The following is a 15,253-nucleotide window of genomic DNA, read 5'->3' on the forward strand; positions in this document are numbered from 1 at the left end:
CGCGCTAGGCGTCTGGAAGGAAGACACCGGGGTGGCGGGCCCGTGCAATGGCCGTTTTGAGGCGTGCTGCACGTACCACCGCACACAGATCCGCAGTTGCTTCCTGCAAGTCATTGTTAATTATAACGTAATCAAAGTCGTTCACCCGGCGCATCTCGTCGCGGGCGGCATCGAGCCTGCGGGCGATCACATCCGGGTGGTCGGTACCCCGTCCGCGCAGGCGCGATTCGAGTACTTCGTACGACGGCGGCATGATAAAAATGCCCACCGCGTCGGCAAACTGGCGCTTTACCTGCTCGGCGCCCTGCCAGTCGATTTCGAGCAGGACGTCCTGGCCCATTTCAAGCTGGCTGCGCAGCCAAGGGGCGGAAGTGGCGTAGTAGTTGCCATGGACCTCCGCCCACTCGATGAATTCGCCCGCTTCGCGCATCGCCATGAAGCGCTGCACATCGGTGAAGTTGTAGGCCACGCCTTGTTCTTCGCCCGTACGCGGGGCCCGCGTGGTGTATGAAATGGACAGCCGTACTGCCGGGTCGGTCGCGAGAAGCCCGCGGACCAGTGTGGTTTTGCCGGCGCCGGAAGGCGCCGAAACGATGTAGAGAATGCCTGTCATATATCCGTTGCGTCGTCGCGTCAGACCTGTCGCGACGACGTCGCCACAAGCCGGCGCGGATGTCACTCGAGGTTCTGGACCTGTTCGCGCATCTGTTCAATATACAGCTTGAGGTCGACGGCGATCGAGGTCAGTTCCGTCGACACAGATTTCGACGCCAGCGTGTTGGCCTCGCGGTTGAGTTCCTGCATGAGGAAATCGAGCCGCTTGCCGACCGCGCCGCCTTTCTTGAGCACCCGTTCGACTTCGTCGAGGTGGGCCGACAGGCGGGTGATTTCCTCGGCCACGTCGACGCGCTGGGCAAACAGGGTGACTTCCTGCCGGATACGGTCTTCGTCGAGCGATGCCACCGCTTCGCGCAGGCGCTGCGTCATGCGTTCGCGATATTCAGCCACGGCAGCGGGCACGATGGGTTCGGCAGCGGCCACGCGTTCACGCATGAGCGACACACGGTCGAGCAGCATGACGACGAGCTTTTCGCCTTCGCGAGCGCGGGTGGCGCGGAGTTCGTCGAGGGCGGCGCGCGCCAGCGCCTGTACTTCGGGCGCCAGGGCCTCGGCCTGCAGCGCGTCTTCGGCCAATACGCCCGGCCAGCGCAGGATTTCGCCCACCGACAGCAAGGTAGCCTGACCAAACGCAGCCTGCACCTGCGCCTGCGCCAGCTTCAGTTGTTCGAGTACGTCGCCGTTAACAGAGATGGAGGCTTCGCCGGCGGTCGCCGCCTGTAGGCTCATGCGGCATTCGACCTTGCCCCGTGTTAGGCTCGCGCCGATCAGTTCGCGAACGATGGGCTCGGCGAAGCGCAGGTCCTCTCCAATGCGGAAGGCGAGGTCGAGATAACGAGAATTGACGCTACGCAGTTCGATTTGCATCACCGCGCGGCCAACGTCGCGCGAGAGGGCCGCGTAGCCCGTCATGCTATATACCATTGGAATTATCCGTGTGATCGAATGAGCGGCGGGCGAGGCCGAAATCGCACTGCCCGAATAGCTGTACAACCTGAAAAAGCCGCCGCTTGTCGGATCATAACGCCCAGACACATGCCGTCTCAAGCAAATAGCCCACTGCCGTCCGGCTTTCAGCTGGAGCAATACCGCATCGAACAGCAATTGAGCCTGGGCGGCTTTTCGATCGTGTACCTCGCCATGGACGCCGACGGCACGCCCGTCGCGATCAAGGAATACCTGCCCAACTCGCTGGCGCTGCGCAAGGAAGGCGAGATCGAGCCCCAAATCACCGAAGAACACCAGGCGGCATTCCGCTACGGCATGAAGTGCTTTTTCGAGGAAGGCCGCGCGCTTGCCAAGCTGATGCATCCGAACGTCGTCCGGGTGTTGAATTTCTTCCGCGCCAACAACACCGTCTACATGGTGATGCAGTTCGAGCGCGGCCGTACGCTGCAGGACTTCATCCAGCGCAACCGCGGCGAGGTCAAGGAGCGCCTGATCCGCGGCGTATTCACCCGGCTGCTCAATGGTCTGCGGGAAGTCCATGCACACAAGCTGTTGCACCTGGATATCAAGCCTTCCAACATCTACCTGCGCAACGACGGCACGCCGGTACTGCTCGACTTCGGCGCGGCCCGCCAGACGCTGGCCGCCGACACGCCGATGCTCAAGCCCATGTACACGCCGGGGTTTGCGCCGCCCGAACAGTTCAACGACCGCGAACACTTGGGCCCGTGGAGCGACATCTACAGCACGGGTGCCGCCATGTATGCCTGTCTGGCCGGCCATGCTCCGCAACGTTCGGACGAACGCATCAAAAAGGACACCATCGAGTGGGCGACCAAGCGTTTCGCGGGCCAGTACTCCGCGCATTTGCTCGAAACCATCGACTGGTGCCTGCAATTGAACCCGCTTGACCGCCCGCAGAGCGTCTACGCCCTGCAAAAGGCCCTGCTCACGCGCGCCCGCGTGGCGGCCCCCGAGCCGCCCGCCCGCCTCATCGACATCGTTGGCAATCGTCTGCGCGCACTCATCGGCAAATCATGAAATTCACGATCTACCAAGAGAGCCGGGCCGGCAGCCGGCCCAACAACCAGGACCGCGTCGCCTACAGTTACACCCGCGAAGCGCTGTTGATGGTCGTCGCCGACGGCATGGGTGGTCATCTGTACGGTGAAATCGCCGCCCAGATCGCGGTGCAATACATCATCGAAGCCTTCCAGCGTAATGCGCAGCCGCTGCTGCGCGATGAATTGATGTTCCTGTCGCGCTCGCTGTCGAACGCGCACAACGCCATCCTCGACTACGCCTTCGACAAGGGGCTGCCCGAAGCACCGCGCACCACCATCGTGGCCTGCGTGGTGCAGAACAGCGTGGCTTTCTGGGCGCATGCCGGTGACTCGCGCCTTTACCTGGTGCGGCGCGGCCGGGCGATTGCGCAGACGCGCGACCACTCGCGCCTGCAACTGATGCTCGACCAGGGCCTGATCACCGAGGAAGAAGCCGCCCGCCACCCGGCGCGCAACCGCATCTTCAGCTGCCTGGGCGGCAGCCATTCGCCGCAGATCGAGTTTTCCTCGCCGATGCCGCTGTTCGCCAACGACCTGATCGTGATGTGTTCGGACGGTGTCTGGGGCAATCTGCCCAATGACGAAATCGCCCACCAGATGGGCGAAGCGGACATCCTCAAGGTGTCGCCGCGCCTTCTCGATGAGGCGCAGCACACCGGAGGGGAAACCTGCGACAACCTGTCGATGCTGTCGATGCGCTGGCACGAGGACTACGCCGACGGCCTGCCGGCGAGCATTTCCACGGCGACCATGCCGGTCGATTCGGTCACCACCCAGATGGAAGGTTTCGCGCGCGGTCGCGCGCCGGATGCGGCCAATCTGTCCGATAACGAAATCGAACAGGCGATCCAGGAAATCAACCAGGCGATCAAGAAATACAGCCGGTTCGATCCGGGCAGGTGAGAACCGCACGCCGAATGTTCTGCGGCCACAGGCTGTCTCGAAACTGCTTGCCCGACCACGCTCGCAACACGAGCGCGCATTAGAAAGGGCCGTCGGCAGATGCGTCGGCCCGCTCGCCATTTACTTCGGGTACCCCGCCGAATCGAGCGCCGCGTTCCATGAATTCGGCTCAAGACCATCGATCGTCTTGCGGCCGACGGTCAGCACCGGTACGCGCGGCTCCTTATTGCCGGTGAGCTTGAGCAGGGCATCGATCTGGTCCTGCGTCACCACGCTGTTCTCGGAGTAGGGCACCTTGCGCGCGGCCAGCAGCGCGCGGGCCTTGTCGCAGAACTCCTTGCAGTCAGGGTTGGTATAGAGCGTGACCGGGAAGGTCTCCATCGCGCGGCGGGTTTCGAATGACAACTTGTCGGCCCCCATCTTGTTGTCATTGAGCTTGCGTTGTTCGATGTTGGCGTCCGGTGGCGGATTGTCCGAGTAATTGACCTTGCCGTTCTTGTCGACCCAGCGATAGACCTCGGCGCTCGCCACACTGGCCGCAACCAGCGCCAGCATGACGCAGACAAAACCCACTGTCGTTCGATACATCGATCTATACCTTTCAGCTCGACGCCCGCCGCCGGTGCGGGCGTCCGTGTTTCCGGCCCGCTCTGGTTCAGGCTGATTGGGCCATGCCGCTGTGGCGGAGCAGCGCGTCGACCTTCGGATCGCGTCCGCGGAATGCGCGAAAGCTCTCCAGCGCCGGGCGCGACCCGCCGACCGAAAGTACTTCGGCCAGGAAGCGCTCGCCCGTTGCGCGGTCCAGCACCGAACCGGCCACGCCGCTGGCTTCTTCGAACGCGGCGAAGGCATCGGCAGACAGCACCTCGGCCCATTTGTAGCTGTAGTAACCGGCCGCATAACCACCTGCGAAGATGTGACTGAAGCTCTGCGGGAAGCGGTGCCACGCCGGTGGCATCAACACGGCGACTTCGTCGCGCACTTCCTGCAGGATCTGCATGACCGGACGCGCTTTGCCGAGCACGTGCTCATGGTGGATGCGCATGTCGAACAGGGCAAACTCGATCTGCCGGACGGTCTGCATTCCGCTCTGGAAGTTCTTGGCCGCGATCATCTTGTCATAGAGCGCACGCGGCAGTGGCTGCTGGGTGTCGACATGGGCCGTCATGCCCTGTAGCACGTCCCACTCCCAGCAGAAATTTTCCATGAACTGGCTGGGCAGTTCGACCGCGTCCCACTCCACGCCGCGGATTCCCGATACCCACAGTTCTTCGACACGCGAGAGCAGGTGATGCAGGCCGTGGCCGCATTCGTGGAAAAGGGTGATGACGTCATCGTGGGTAAAGGTGGCGGGCTTGTCGCCCACCGGGCCGGGGAAGTTGCACACCAGATAAGCCACTGGCGTCTGCAGCCCCGTGCCCTGGCGGCGGCGGGTGATGGCTTCGTCCATCCAGGCGCCGCCGCGCTTGGTTTCGCGGGCGTAGAGATCGAGGTAGAACTGGCCGACCAGTTCCTCCTTGCCGGCGACCTGCCGCTCGATACGGAAGAAGCGTACGTGCGGGTCCCATACCGGCGCCTTGTCCGGACTGATCGATACGCCGTAGAGGCTTTCGATGACCGAGAAGAGCCCGCGCAGCACCATCGGCTCCGGGAAGTACTGCTTCACTTCGTGTTCGGAGAACGCATAGCGCGCCTGGCGCAATTTCTCCGAGGCGTAGGCAACGTCCCACGGTTGCAGTTCGCCAAGGCCCAGCTCACGGGCGGCGAAGGCAGTCAGCTCCTTGACGTCGCGCTGGGCGAACGGCTTGGCGCGTTGTGCCAGATCGCGCAGGAAGGCTTTGACCTCGTCCGGGCTCTGCGCCATCTTGGCGACCAGCGACACATCGGCATAACTGTCGTAGCCGAGCATGGCCGCGGCTTCGGCCCGCAGGGCGAGGATGCGGTCGATGTTGGGGCTGTTGTCCCATTCAGGGTGACCGACTTCGGCCGAGAACTCGGATGCGCGCGTGGCATACGCGCGATACATGCGGGCCCGCAATTCGCGGTTGTCGGCGTATTGCATGACCGGCAGGTACGAGGGCATGTGCAGCGTGAAGACCCAGCCCGACTTGCCGGCGCGTTCGGCCGCGGCGCGCGCGGCAGCCAATGCGTCGGCAGGGATGCCGGCCAGCAGCGATTCGTCTTCGACGTGCTCGTGCCAGGCGTTGGTGGCGTCCAGGACGTTCTCGGAGAACTTGGCCGCCAGTGCGGCGGATTCTTCCTGGATCTGCTGGAACCGGGGCTTCTGGTCTTCGGGCAACTCGGCGCCGGAGAGACGGAAATCGCGCAGTTCGTTGTCGACGATCTTGCGGCGCACCGGCGGCAGTTTCGCGTATTCGGGGCTGGTGGCGAGCCTGCGGTATTTGTCGAAGAGCTTGAGGTTCTGGCCCAGCTCGGCGTAGTAGCGCGTCACCTCGGGCAGCATTTCGTTGTAGGCATCGCGCCAGGCGGGCGTGTCCATCACGCCATGCAGGTGGCTGACCACGCCCCAGGCGCGACCCAAGCGTTCGCCGGCATCGACCATGGGCGCAACGAAATCGTCCCACGTGGCCGCTACTTCATCGCCCTCCAGCCGGGCCGTCAGGGCGCGGTTCTCTTCCAGGCGCTGGCGGATGGCGGGAGCGACGTCCGTGGGTCGGACGAGGTCGAAGTGCGGCAGACCGGAGAGGTCAAGAAGCGGATTACTCATGATGTGGGCGACCGAATGTCAGTTAATGGCTGAAGATAAAGCTGATTGTGCCGAAAATACGAACCTCGAATACAGTGCAGCCCATTGGCCTTGGCCCTGCCAGACCAATGTTGTCGCAACGGGCTGCAACCAAGCCTCGGACCCTGTCTTGCATAGCGCCGGGGCCCAGAGCCTTACACAGCGGATGATCCGGACTCATGAACGAGACAACCAATCGGCGTGCAGCGTTCAACGCCGCCATCGAAAAGGAACTGGCGACCGGCGAGTTCGTGTTTCCCACCAGCATGCAGGCCGCCGTGCGCGTGCGTCGCGCGCTCGACGAACCCGAGGCCAGCATGGTCTCGGTGGCCCGCATCATCGGGCTGGAGCCCGTGCTGTCGGTGAAACTGCTACGTATGGCCAATTCCACCTTCTTCAACCCGCAGGCGGTGGAAGTCACCGACGTGCAACGCGCTCTCATGCGGGTGGGCCTGAACCACGCTCGCACGCTGGCCATCGCCGTCATCGGCGATCAACTGGCGACGGCGCTGGAATTTGCCCCCGTCTGGCGGTTGGCTGAACAGCTCTGGCGCCATACGCTCGAAGTGGCCTCGCTGGCCTATGCCGTCGCTCTGCAACTGGATGGCGCGGTGCGGCCTGATACGGCGCTGCTGGCCGGTATGGTGCACGACATTGGCCAGTTCTATCTGTTGTCGCGCGTCCATGAGTTCCCCGAACTGCTTGAAGACGACGGCGAGCTGTCCGAGCTGATCGTCTTCTGGCACAAGCCGGTCGGTCAGGCCGTGCTGCGCGCGCTCGGTACACCGCAGATGATCGTCGACGCCCTCGAGATGCAGGAGATCTACGGCCCCAACTGGCCGCCCGCCGGGCTGGCCGACGTGCTGTACCTGGCAAATACCGCCTCGCCCGTGCCCAACCCGTTCTCGACCGTGTCGCTCGACATGCAGATGGCGCTGCGCGAGAGTGCCTTCGAGGGTGTCGATGCGAATCTCGTCTCGCGCCTGCTCGATGAGGCACGCGTGCAGCGCGCGGCAGCGCTGGCGATGCTCACTGCCTGACGCAAGGCCCTTACGTCTCTCGCTCAATCAGGTCGCGGTAGGCATGCCACGTTGCATGCCCTGCCAGCGGCAGCATGAAAATCATTCCGACCATGTAGGTGGCGAAACCGATCGCCATCAAGACCACCAGCAGGATCGCCCATAGCGCCATCGCGGCGAGGTTGTGGCCGACGGCCTGGGCGCTTGCCATCATCGCAGTCACCACATCGATGTCGCGGTCCATCAGCAGCGGAACCGACACGGCCGACAGCACGTACACCAGCGTCGCCAGCGCGCCGCCAATGATCAGATAGGCCGATACGAACGTGGTATAGCGCCCGGAGAAGAACACCTCGCGGTAGAAGTTCGCCATGTTGGGCACGTCGTCGTGATAGAACAGTGCGAACAGAATCGCCGACAGGCGCTCCCAACTGATCATGGCGATCGCCAGGATCAGGCCGAAATAGAAAAGCGAGTCACCATTGCGCGCCAGTCCGTTGAGCGACTCGCCCAGGCTGGTGTGCATGCCGTTCTCTGCCCGTCGCGACACCTCATACAGCCCGGCGGCGGCCAGCGAGCCGACCAGCATGAAGCCGGACACCGCGGCGGTGAATAGATAGGGTTGGGCGGATACGTAGTTGAGGATGATGTATCCGACCGCAGCGAAGAACACACCGTACATGAGGCTGGTGCCGGGGCTTGCCGCCATGTCCCGTGCGCCTCGCGCCAGCCATTTGAGTGGTCGTGAGATCTCGACGACGTTGGCTGCCACGCGCGGCACGTTGTCCATGTGATGCTGGAGTGGGTGGTCCATGGTCGTCTCCGGAGGAGGGGCTTGCCCTTCAGGCATAGACCGAGGCGCGCGCTATTGCCAATAGGGCGCTGGAGACGGGCGGGCATGATGCTCGGCGTGTATCCGGCAGGAGCCGGCGACGCCGTCGGGCCGGCCTGCATTGGCCGGCCCGTATTCCGGTCAGAGTGCCTTGCCGGTCAGGCGCTCGTAGGCTTCGATGTACTTGGCGCTGGTCTTGTCCAGCACGTCGGCCGGCAGCTTGGGCGCAGGCGCCTGCTTGTTCCAGTCCAGCGTTTCCAGGTAATCGCGCACGAATTGCTTGTCGAACGACGGCGGAGAAATGCCCTCGCGGTAGCTGTCGGCCGGCCAGAAGCGGGACGAATCCGGCGTCAGGGCTTCGTCGATCAGGTACAGCGTGCCGGCTTCGTCCAGACCAAACTCGAACTTGGTGTCGGCGATGATGATGCCGCGCGTGGCGGCGTAGTCGCGCGCCTCCGAGTACAGGCGGATGGCCACGTCGCGCACCTTGGCGGCGAGTGCGGCGCCGAGCAGGCGTTCGACTTCGGCGAATTCGATGGTCTCGTCGTGGGTGCCCTGTTCGGCCTTGGTCGATGGCGTGAAGATCGGCTGCTCCAGCTTTGCCGCCTGCTGGAGGCCTACTGGTAGCGTGATGCCGCTGATCTTGCCGGTCGCGACGTAGTCCTTCCAGCCCGAGCCGATCACATAGCCACGCACCACGGCTTCGATGGGCAGGGGCTTGAGGCGCTTGACCACCAGCGAGCGGCCGGCAACCTGTTCGCGCTCATCGGCGGCGACGACGTCTTCCGGCGCGATGCCGGTCAGCTGGTTGGGCAGGATGTGGCCCAGCTTGTCGAACCAGAACAGGGCGGTACGGGTGAGCACTTCGCCCTTGCGCGGAATCGGGTCCTGCAGGATCACGTCGAAAGCCGACAGGCGATCGGTGGTGACGATCAGGAGCTTGTCTTCGCCCACGGCGTAGATGTCCCGCACCTTGCCACGCCCCAGCAGTGGCAGGCTTTTGATGTCGGATTCGAACAGCGGCTTCATGGGGCGGGCTCCAAAGGGGCAAAGACCGCAATTATACCCGCCGCCGGGGCGTCATCCGTCTGGCTCAAGTTTGTGGCCGGGCGCATGAAGGGGGCGCAATGGCTGTAAAATGCCGGGTTTTGCGTATCGCGCCGGCCATTGAAGGCCGAGGACCGCCATGAGCGTCAAACCGACATTCCAGGAAATCATCCTCAAGCTCCAGAGTTACTGGGGCGCGCAAGGCTGCGCCTTGCTGCAACCCTACGACATGGAAGTGGGCGCGGGCACCAGCCACACCGCCACCTTTCTGCGCGCCATCGGCCCGGAGCCGTGGCGCGCCGCCTACGTGCAGCCCAGCCGCCGCCCCAAGGACGGTCGCTACGGCGAAAACCCCAACCGCATGCAGCACTACTACCAGTATCAGGTGGTGCTCAAGCCGGCGCCGGCCAACATCCTGGATCTCTACCTCGGTTCGCTCGAAGCGCTCGGCTTCGACCTGACCAGGAACGATGTACGTTTTGTCGAGGACGACTGGGAGAATCCCACGCTCGGCGCCTGGGGCCTGGGCTGGGAAGTCTGGCTCAACGGCATGGAAGTGACGCAGTTCACCTACTTCCAGCAGGTCGGCGGCATTGACTGCAAGCCGATCACGGGCGAAATCACCTACGGGATCGAGCGTTTGGCCATGTACCTGCAGGGCGTGGAAAACGTCTTCGACCTGGTGTGGACGCGCTGGACCGAAAATGGCGTCGAACGCACGCTGACCTATGGCGATGTGTTCCACCAGAACGAAGTCGAACAATCGACGTACAACTTCGAGCACAGTGACGCCGAGTTCCTCTTCACCGCCTTCGGCGCATACGAAAAACAGGCCAAGCACCTGATGGAGCAGCAGTTGGCGCTGCCGGCATATGAACAAGTGCTCAAGGCCGCGCACACCTTCAACCTGCTCGATGCGCGCGGCGCGATTTCCGTGACCGAGCGCGCCGCCTACATCGGCCGCATCCGCAACCTCGCGCGCAGCGTCGCGCAGAGTTACCTCGAATCCCGCGAGCGCCTGGGCTTCCCCATGGCGCCGCCAGAATGGGTCGCGCAACTCCCGAAGAAGGAGGCTGCGTAATGTCCGTGAACAACAATCTGCTCGTTGAACTCTTCGTTGAAGAATTGCCGCCCAAGGCCCTCAAGCGCCTGGGCGAATCGTTTGCCAGCGTGCTCGCCGATGGCCTCAAGGCGCAAGGGCTTGCCGCTGCCGACTCGGTGGTGACGCCGTTTGCCTCGCCGCGCCGTCTGGCCGTGCACGTCGCCAATGTGGCGGCACGCGCTGCCGACAAGCCGGTGTCGCAAAAACTCATGCCGGTGAGCGTGGGCCTGGACGCCGATGGTCAGCCGACCCCAGCGCTGCTCAAGCGCCTTGCCGCGCTCGGTGCAGATGCCAGCGTCGTGCCGCAACTCAAGCGTGCCATCGACGGCAAGGCCGAAGCGCTGTTCTTCGATAGCGTGCAGGCGGGCGCCGAATTGGCCGCAGGTCTGCAAAAGGCACTGGAAGAGGCGCTGGCCAAGCTGCCGATCCCCAAGGTCATGGGCTACCAGTTGGCCGACGGCTGGACGACCGTGAACTTCGTGCGCCCTGCGCACGGATTGGTGGCATTGCATGGCGACAGCGTGGTGCCGGTGAGCGTGCTGGGCCTGAGTGCGGGCAATACGACCCAGGGGCATCGCTTCGAAGCCAGGCACAAGATCGTGACGATCCAGAATGCCGATGCCTACGCCGAAGTACTGGAGCGCGACGGCGCCGTGATCGCCGGCTTTGCCGATCGCCGTGCCGAAATCTCGCTGCAACTGAAGCGTGCGGCCGAAGAAGTCGGCGGCGGCGTGGCGCCGATCGACGACGATGCGCTGCTGGACGAAGTGACGGCGCTTGTCGAACGCCCCAACGTACTCGTCGGCACCTTCGAAGAGCGCTTCCTCGAAGTGCCGCAGGAGTGCCTCATCCTGACGATGAAGGCCAACCAGAAGTACTTTCCGCTGCTGGATGCCGACGGCCGCCTGACCAACAGGTTCCTGATCGTGTCCAACATCCGCCCGGCCGACGCTTCCGCCGTGGTTGGCGGGAACGAGCGCGTGGTGCGTCCGCGCCTGGCCGATGCCAAGTTCTTCTTCGACCAGGACCGCAAGAAGTCGCTCGCTTCGCGCGTGCCGGGCCTGTCGAAGGTCGTCTATCACAACAAGCTGGGCACGCAGGGCGAGCGCGTCGAACGCGTGCGCGCCATCGCGCGCTGGGTGGCTGAGCGCATCGGCTGCGACGTCAAGCTCGCCGACCGCGCGGCGGAACTTGCCAAGGCCGACCTGCTGACCGACATGGTCGGCGAATTCCCCGAGCTGCAAGGCATCATGGGCGGCTATTACGCCCGTCACGACGGCGAGGACGCGCAGGTGGCAGACGCCATTGCCACGCAATACCTCGTGCGCCGCGACGAGACGACGGCGGTGAGCAACCTCGTCGGCGAGGCGCTGACCATTGCCGACCGCGTGGAAACGCTGGTCGGCATCTGGGGCATCGGCCTCAAGCCCACGGGCGACAAGGACCCGTTCGCATTGCGCCGCCATGCACTGTCGGTGATCAAGTCGTTCGAGCTGATCGGCAACAAATCGCCCGACCTGACGGCGCTGCTGAGCTTTGCTGCTTCGGTGTTCCCGCAAGGGCTGCTGGCCGAGAGCACAGTCGACGAGGTGCGCCAGTTCATTTACGAACGTTACTGGAACCAGTTGGCGCCGAGCTACGGCGCAACCACGGTGGAGTCCGTCATCGCGCTGCAGCCGCCGCTGCAGGAAGTGGTGGCGCGCCTGCGCGCGGTGGTGGAATTCCAGAAGCTGCCGGAAGCCGCCGCGCTGGCCGCTGCCAACAAGCGCATCGTCAACATCCTGAAGAAGTCCCCCGCGCCGGAAGGCGAAGCCAAGATGGGCCTGCTGCGCGAAGACGCCGAGCGTGCGCTGGTGCACTGGTCGATCGAACATGCTCCCGCCATTCGCGATGCCTTTGTCCAGCGCGATTACACGGGTGCGCTGGTGCGCATGGCGGCGCTGCGCGAACCGGTGGATCGCTTCTTCGATGAAGTGATGGTCAACGTGGAGGACGAAGAAGTGCGCCAGAACCGACTTGCATTGCTGGGGCGCCTGGCCGAGGTCATGAACCAGGTGGCCGACATTTCGCGCCTGTCGGCCTGAGGAGCGATCGATGCCTCACAAATTCATCATCCTCGACCGCGATGGCGTCATTAATTTCGACTCCGCCCAGTTCATCAAGTCGCCAGAGGAGTGGAAGCCGATTCCGGGCAGCCTCGAAGCCATTGGCCGACTGGCCGAGGCAGGCTACCGCATCGTCGTGGCTACCAACCAGAGCGGCGTCGGACGCGGTCTGTTCGACATGGACACGCTCAATGCCATCAACGACAAAATGATGAAGGCCGTGGCTCAGGCAGGTGGGCGGATCGACGCCATCTTCTTTTGCCCGCACTCGGCCGATTCGACCTGCGAGTGCCGCAAGCCCAAGCCCGGCATGTTCAACCAGATTTCGGCCCGCTTCAATGTGGACCTGACCGGCCTACCAACCGTGGGCGACAGTCTGCGCGACCTGCAAGCCGGCATCGCGGCAGGCTGCAGGCCGTACCTGGTGTTGACGGGCAAGGGCGAAAAGACGCAGGCCGACGGCGAATTGCCGGAAGGAACGCAGGTCTTTGCGAACCTTGCTGCCGTCGTCGACCACCTGCTGGCGCGCGAGTGATCCGGGCGTCGTCCGAAATATCCGATACCGCGCCGCCGACGGCTACAATGGCAGCCACTCGGCGGCGGGCGGGCCGGTTCTGATATACGCCAGCAGCCCGCCGGCCCGTACTACTTCCCTGGCCCCAATGCTCAATATCCTTCGTTCGATCCTCTTCGCGCTCGTCATCATCGTTCTGACGCTGCCGTACGCGATTATCGCCACCGCCACCTTCCCGTTCCCGCCGCAGACGCGCTACCGCATCATCTCCGGGTGGGCTCGCATCATGATGCGCGTGTTGCCGGTGGTGCTCGGCATCCGCTACCGGGTGATCGGGCAAGAGAACATGACCGCCAAGCCGGCGGTGATCCTGTGCAAGCATCAGTCGGCGTGGGAGACGATCGCCATGCAGGAGATCTTCCCGCCCGTGGCTTTCGTGCTCAAGCGAGAGCTGCTGAAGATTCCGTTCTTCGGCTGGGGGCTGGCGCAGATGCCGATCGTGTCGATCGACCGCGCCGCCGGGCGCGACGCTCTGGCGCAAGTCGTGCAGCAGGGCAAGCAGCGTCTGGCCGAGGGCTTCTGGGTGGTAGTGTTCCCCGAAGGGACGCGCGCAGCCATCGGCACGGCGCGCCGTTACAAGGTGGGCGGCGCCACGTTGGCCTGCGAGGCAGGCGTGCCGGTGGTGCCGGTGGCGCACAACGCCGGGGAGTTCTGGCGTCGCAACGCGTTCATCAAGCGGCCGGGCGAGGTCGTGGTGAGCATCGGGCCGATCATCGAGACGGCTGGCCGCACACCGGAAGAGGTCAATAGCCTCACCGAGACGTGGATCGAAGGCGAAATGCGCCGGCTTTTTCCGCATCACTACACAGGACAGCAGGCGGTGGCTACCGCGGCTGCCGAGGTCCGTTGAACGCATGACGACGCGTCCGCAAGCCCTCTTCAAGAAGAGTGCCGACGGTCGTGAGGCGGAGCGCCGCCGCATCGTGCTGTCCGGACGTGAGGTCGACTACACCTTGCGCCGCAGCCAGCGCCGCACGCTGGGCCTGACCATCGACAAGCGGGGTCTGACGGTGAGTATCCCGCTGCGAGTGTCGGTGCGCGAGGCAGAAGGTTTCGTGCGCGAGCGGGCGGACTGGATTCTCGAAAAGCTCGGCGAATTTGCGGCACGTCCGCAACCGCTGCCGGCGCAGGTCGCGGACGGCATGCGCATCTACGTGCTCGGCGCATCTTGCGCCGTGCGTATCCAGACGGGCGCCAATCGTGCGGAATGGATCGAAGGCTTCTACGGCCGCGAGCTCCACATCACCGCGCCCAACGCCACGCAGGCCAAGCTCGTACTGATGCGTGCGCTGCAGCGTTTTGCGCTCACGTATTTCAAAGGGCGGGTCGAGGAGTTCGCCTGGCGGCTGCATCAATTCGCCCCGCAGGTGCGTATCCCTGCGCTGCGCCTGACCAATGCGCGCACGCGCTGGGGGAGTTGCTCGCAACGCAGCGGCATCCGGCTCAACTGGCGCCTGATCCATCTGCCCAACGAGCAGGTCGATTACGTCGTCGCGCACGAGCTCTCGCACCTGCTCGAAATGAACCACTCGGCTCGCTTTTGGTCGGTCGTCGGTATGCTGTACCCCGAATTCGAAGTACCCAAGGGCGCGCTGCGCGACGCCCACCAGTTCATCCCCGCGCTCTAACTGCGCGGCCTTTCATCGCATCTCCGGAGTCATTCCATGCGCATTCTCCACACCATGATCCGCGTCGGCGATCTGGATCGCTCCATCAAGTTCTACACCGAAGTATTGGGCATGAAGGTGATCAAGGAGTCCGACCATCCGGAAGGCAAGTTCACCAACGTCTTCGTCGGCTATGGCACGACCGAAGAGAGCGCCGAGATCGAACTGACCTACAACTACGGCGTGGAAAAGTACGAGATGGGCGGCGCTTTCGGCCACATCGCGCTGGCCGTGCCAGACGCCTACAAGGCCTGCGAAGAGATCAAGCGCCGTGGCGGCAACGTCGTTCGCGAGGCCGGCCCGATGAAGCACGGCACCACCGTCATCGCTTTCGTGCAGGACCCCGATGGCTACAAGATCGAATTGATCCAGCGCGATCGATGAGCGGGACGGTTGCCGCAGGCTGAAATGAAAAAGGAGCGGAAGCTCCCTTTTTTGTCATCGGCTGGACGCCTTGTCGCATCCACCACATGTGCTGCACCCGGAGCACCCGCCCGCGCTTGCGCTGGCTGCGTTGCGCCCTAACGCTTTGTTCCACAGGTTCGGAGCGACTTTCTTGAGGGTGACGCCGGCCGCAGCCAGCAGGATGGCGACGAGGATGACGTTCTGGATGATGGCGTTCATGGTC

General features: G+C 63.9%; 16 protein-coding genes. 9 read left to right on the plus strand and 7 right to left on the minus strand.

Translation table 11 applies throughout. From position 1 onward, the window contains the following. Positions 1-4 precede the first annotated feature (4 nt). Positions 5-613, minus strand: coding sequence for a guanylate kinase (gmk, locus tag ACDA63_RS14675; protein WP_373664017.1), 609 nt, complete (start codon positions 611-613; stop codon positions 5-7). A 62-nt stretch (positions 614-675) separates the two neighbouring features. Then, entirely contained in the window at positions 676-1,542 is an 867-nt protein-coding gene (locus tag ACDA63_RS14680) for a YicC/YloC family endoribonuclease (protein ID WP_373664018.1), read from the minus strand. A gap of 111 nt (positions 1,543-1,653) precedes the next feature. Here ACDA63_RS14680 and ACDA63_RS14685 point away from each other — a divergent pair, with 111 nt between their 5' ends. Beyond that, a complete protein-coding gene (locus tag ACDA63_RS14685) occupies positions 1,654-2,607 on the plus strand; it encodes a serine/threonine protein kinase (RefSeq protein WP_373664019.1) in 954 nt (317 codons plus the stop codon). Continuing rightward, positions 2,604-3,533: a PP2C family serine/threonine-protein phosphatase gene (locus ACDA63_RS14690; protein WP_373664020.1), complete on the plus strand. Its 930-nt coding sequence runs from the start codon at positions 2,604-2,606 to the stop codon at positions 3,531-3,533. The genes ACDA63_RS14685 and ACDA63_RS14690 overlap by 4 nt, the downstream gene beginning before the upstream one ends. A 120-nt stretch (positions 3,534-3,653) precedes the next feature. Here ACDA63_RS14690 and ACDA63_RS14695 read toward each other — a convergent pair whose 3' ends face one another. Both ACDA63_RS14695 and ACDA63_RS14700 read right to left on the minus strand, forming a co-directional pair. Then, positions 3,654-4,121, minus strand: coding sequence for a glutaredoxin family protein (locus ACDA63_RS14695; RefSeq protein WP_373664021.1), 468 nt, complete (start codon positions 4,119-4,121; stop codon positions 3,654-3,656). A gap of 67 nt (positions 4,122-4,188) precedes the next feature. Further along, positions 4,189-6,261, minus strand: coding sequence for a M3 family metallopeptidase (locus ACDA63_RS14700; RefSeq protein WP_373664022.1), 2,073 nt, complete (start codon positions 6,259-6,261; stop codon positions 4,189-4,191). Positions 6,262-6,458: 197 nt separating this feature from the next. Between ACDA63_RS14700 and ACDA63_RS14705 the strand changes: the two genes are divergently transcribed. Next, positions 6,459-7,319, plus strand: a complete 861-nt coding sequence (locus ACDA63_RS14705; RefSeq protein ID WP_373664023.1) for an HDOD domain-containing protein — start codon at positions 6,459-6,461, stop codon at positions 7,317-7,319. Positions 7,320-7,329: 10 nt separating this feature from the next. Here the strand turns inward: ACDA63_RS14705 and ACDA63_RS14710 are convergent, their stop codons facing one another. Next, positions 7,330-8,112: a DUF2189 domain-containing protein gene (locus tag ACDA63_RS14710; RefSeq protein ID WP_373664024.1), complete on the minus strand. Its 783-nt coding sequence runs from the start codon at positions 8,110-8,112 to the stop codon at positions 7,330-7,332. 159 nt (positions 8,113-8,271) lie between these two features. Next, positions 8,272-9,159 carry a phosphoribosylaminoimidazolesuccinocarboxamide synthase gene (locus ACDA63_RS14715; RefSeq protein WP_373664025.1) on the minus strand — a complete coding sequence of 296 codons (888 nt, stop codon included), beginning with the start codon at positions 9,157-9,159 and terminating at the stop codon, positions 8,272-8,274. 157 nt (positions 9,160-9,316) lie between these two features. Between ACDA63_RS14715 and glyQ the strand changes: the two genes are divergently transcribed. From glyQ to gloA, 6 genes are all read left to right on the plus strand, one after another. Next, positions 9,317-10,258, plus strand: a complete 942-nt coding sequence (gene glyQ, locus ACDA63_RS14720; RefSeq protein WP_373664026.1) for a glycine--tRNA ligase subunit alpha — start codon at positions 9,317-9,319, stop codon at positions 10,256-10,258. Next, on the plus strand, positions 10,258-12,363 hold the full coding sequence (glyS, locus tag ACDA63_RS14725) for a glycine--tRNA ligase subunit beta (protein ID WP_373664027.1): 2,106 nt from the start codon (positions 10,258-10,260) through the stop codon (positions 12,361-12,363). Before glyQ ends, glyS begins: the two co-directional genes overlap by 1 nt. A 10-nt stretch (positions 12,364-12,373) precedes the next feature. Beyond that, positions 12,374-12,919, plus strand: a complete 546-nt coding sequence (gene gmhB / locus ACDA63_RS14730) for a D-glycero-beta-D-manno-heptose 1,7-bisphosphate 7-phosphatase (protein WP_373664028.1) — start codon at positions 12,374-12,376, stop codon at positions 12,917-12,919. Positions 12,920-13,046: 127 nt separating this feature from the next. Then, positions 13,047-13,808, plus strand: coding sequence for a lysophospholipid acyltransferase family protein (locus tag ACDA63_RS14735; RefSeq protein ID WP_373664029.1), 762 nt, complete (start codon positions 13,047-13,049; stop codon positions 13,806-13,808). A 4-nt stretch (positions 13,809-13,812) separates the two neighbouring features. Then, the gene (locus ACDA63_RS14740) at positions 13,813-14,586 is read left to right on the plus strand and encodes a M48 family metallopeptidase (RefSeq protein WP_373664030.1); all 774 of its coding nucleotides are present in this window, start codon (positions 13,813-13,815) and stop codon (positions 14,584-14,586) included. 36 nt (positions 14,587-14,622) lie between these two features. After that, entirely contained in the window at positions 14,623-15,009 is a 387-nt protein-coding gene (gene gloA / locus ACDA63_RS14745) for a lactoylglutathione lyase (RefSeq protein WP_373664031.1), read from the plus strand. A gap of 54 nt (positions 15,010-15,063) precedes the next feature. Here gloA and ACDA63_RS14750 read toward each other — a convergent pair whose 3' ends face one another. Further along, positions 15,064-15,249: a hypothetical protein gene (locus tag ACDA63_RS14750; protein ID WP_373664032.1), complete on the minus strand. Its 186-nt coding sequence runs from the start codon at positions 15,247-15,249 to the stop codon at positions 15,064-15,066. Between the last annotated feature and the right edge of the window lie 4 nt (positions 15,250-15,253).

It is taken from the genome of Uliginosibacterium sp. sgz301328 (assembly GCF_041807905.1).
Lineage (GTDB): Bacteria > Pseudomonadota > Gammaproteobacteria > Burkholderiales > Rhodocyclaceae > JBGVSA01.

Excerpts from the sequence above, each read along its gene's own strand:
- glyQ (WP_373664026.1), top strand. The coding sequence starts at position 9,317 with ATGAGCGTCAAACCGACATTCCAGGAAATCATCCTCAAGCTCCAGAGT.
- gloA (WP_373664031.1), top strand. The coding sequence starts at position 14,623 with ATGCGCATTCTCCACACCATGATCCGCGTCGGCGATCTGGATCGCTCC.
- ACDA63_RS14740 (WP_373664030.1), top strand. The coding sequence starts at position 13,813 with ATGACGACGCGTCCGCAAGCCCTCTTCAAGAAGAGTGCCGACGGTCGT.
- gmk (WP_373664017.1), bottom strand. The coding sequence starts at position 613 with ATGACAGGCATTCTCTACATCGTTTCGGCGCCTTCCGGCGCCGGCAAA.
- ACDA63_RS14685 (WP_373664019.1), top strand. The coding sequence starts at position 1,654 with ATGCCGTCTCAAGCAAATAGCCCACTGCCGTCCGGCTTTCAGCTGGAG.
- ACDA63_RS14715 (WP_373664025.1), bottom strand. The coding sequence starts at position 9,159 with ATGAAGCCGCTGTTCGAATCCGACATCAAAAGCCTGCCACTGCTGGGG.
- ACDA63_RS14700 (WP_373664022.1), bottom strand. The coding sequence starts at position 6,261 with ATGAGTAATCCGCTTCTTGACCTCTCCGGTCTGCCGCACTTCGACCTC.
- ACDA63_RS14680 (WP_373664018.1), bottom strand. The coding sequence starts at position 1,542 with ATGGTATATAGCATGACGGGCTACGCGGCCCTCTCGCGCGACGTTGGC.
- glyS (WP_373664027.1), top strand. The coding sequence starts at position 10,258 with ATGTCCGTGAACAACAATCTGCTCGTTGAACTCTTCGTTGAAGAATTG.
- ACDA63_RS14690 (WP_373664020.1), top strand. The coding sequence starts at position 2,604 with ATGAAATTCACGATCTACCAAGAGAGCCGGGCCGGCAGCCGGCCCAAC.
- ACDA63_RS14710 (WP_373664024.1), bottom strand. The coding sequence starts at position 8,112 with ATGGACCACCCACTCCAGCATCACATGGACAACGTGCCGCGCGTGGCA.
- ACDA63_RS14705 (WP_373664023.1), top strand. The coding sequence starts at position 6,459 with ATGAACGAGACAACCAATCGGCGTGCAGCGTTCAACGCCGCCATCGAA.
- gmhB (WP_373664028.1), top strand. The coding sequence starts at position 12,374 with ATGCCTCACAAATTCATCATCCTCGACCGCGATGGCGTCATTAATTTC.
- ACDA63_RS14750 (WP_373664032.1), bottom strand. The coding sequence starts at position 15,249 with ATGAACGCCATCATCCAGAACGTCATCCTCGTCGCCATCCTGCTGGCT.
- ACDA63_RS14695 (WP_373664021.1), bottom strand. The coding sequence starts at position 4,121 with ATGTATCGAACGACAGTGGGTTTTGTCTGCGTCATGCTGGCGCTGGTT.
- ACDA63_RS14735 (WP_373664029.1), top strand. The coding sequence starts at position 13,047 with ATGCTCAATATCCTTCGTTCGATCCTCTTCGCGCTCGTCATCATCGTT.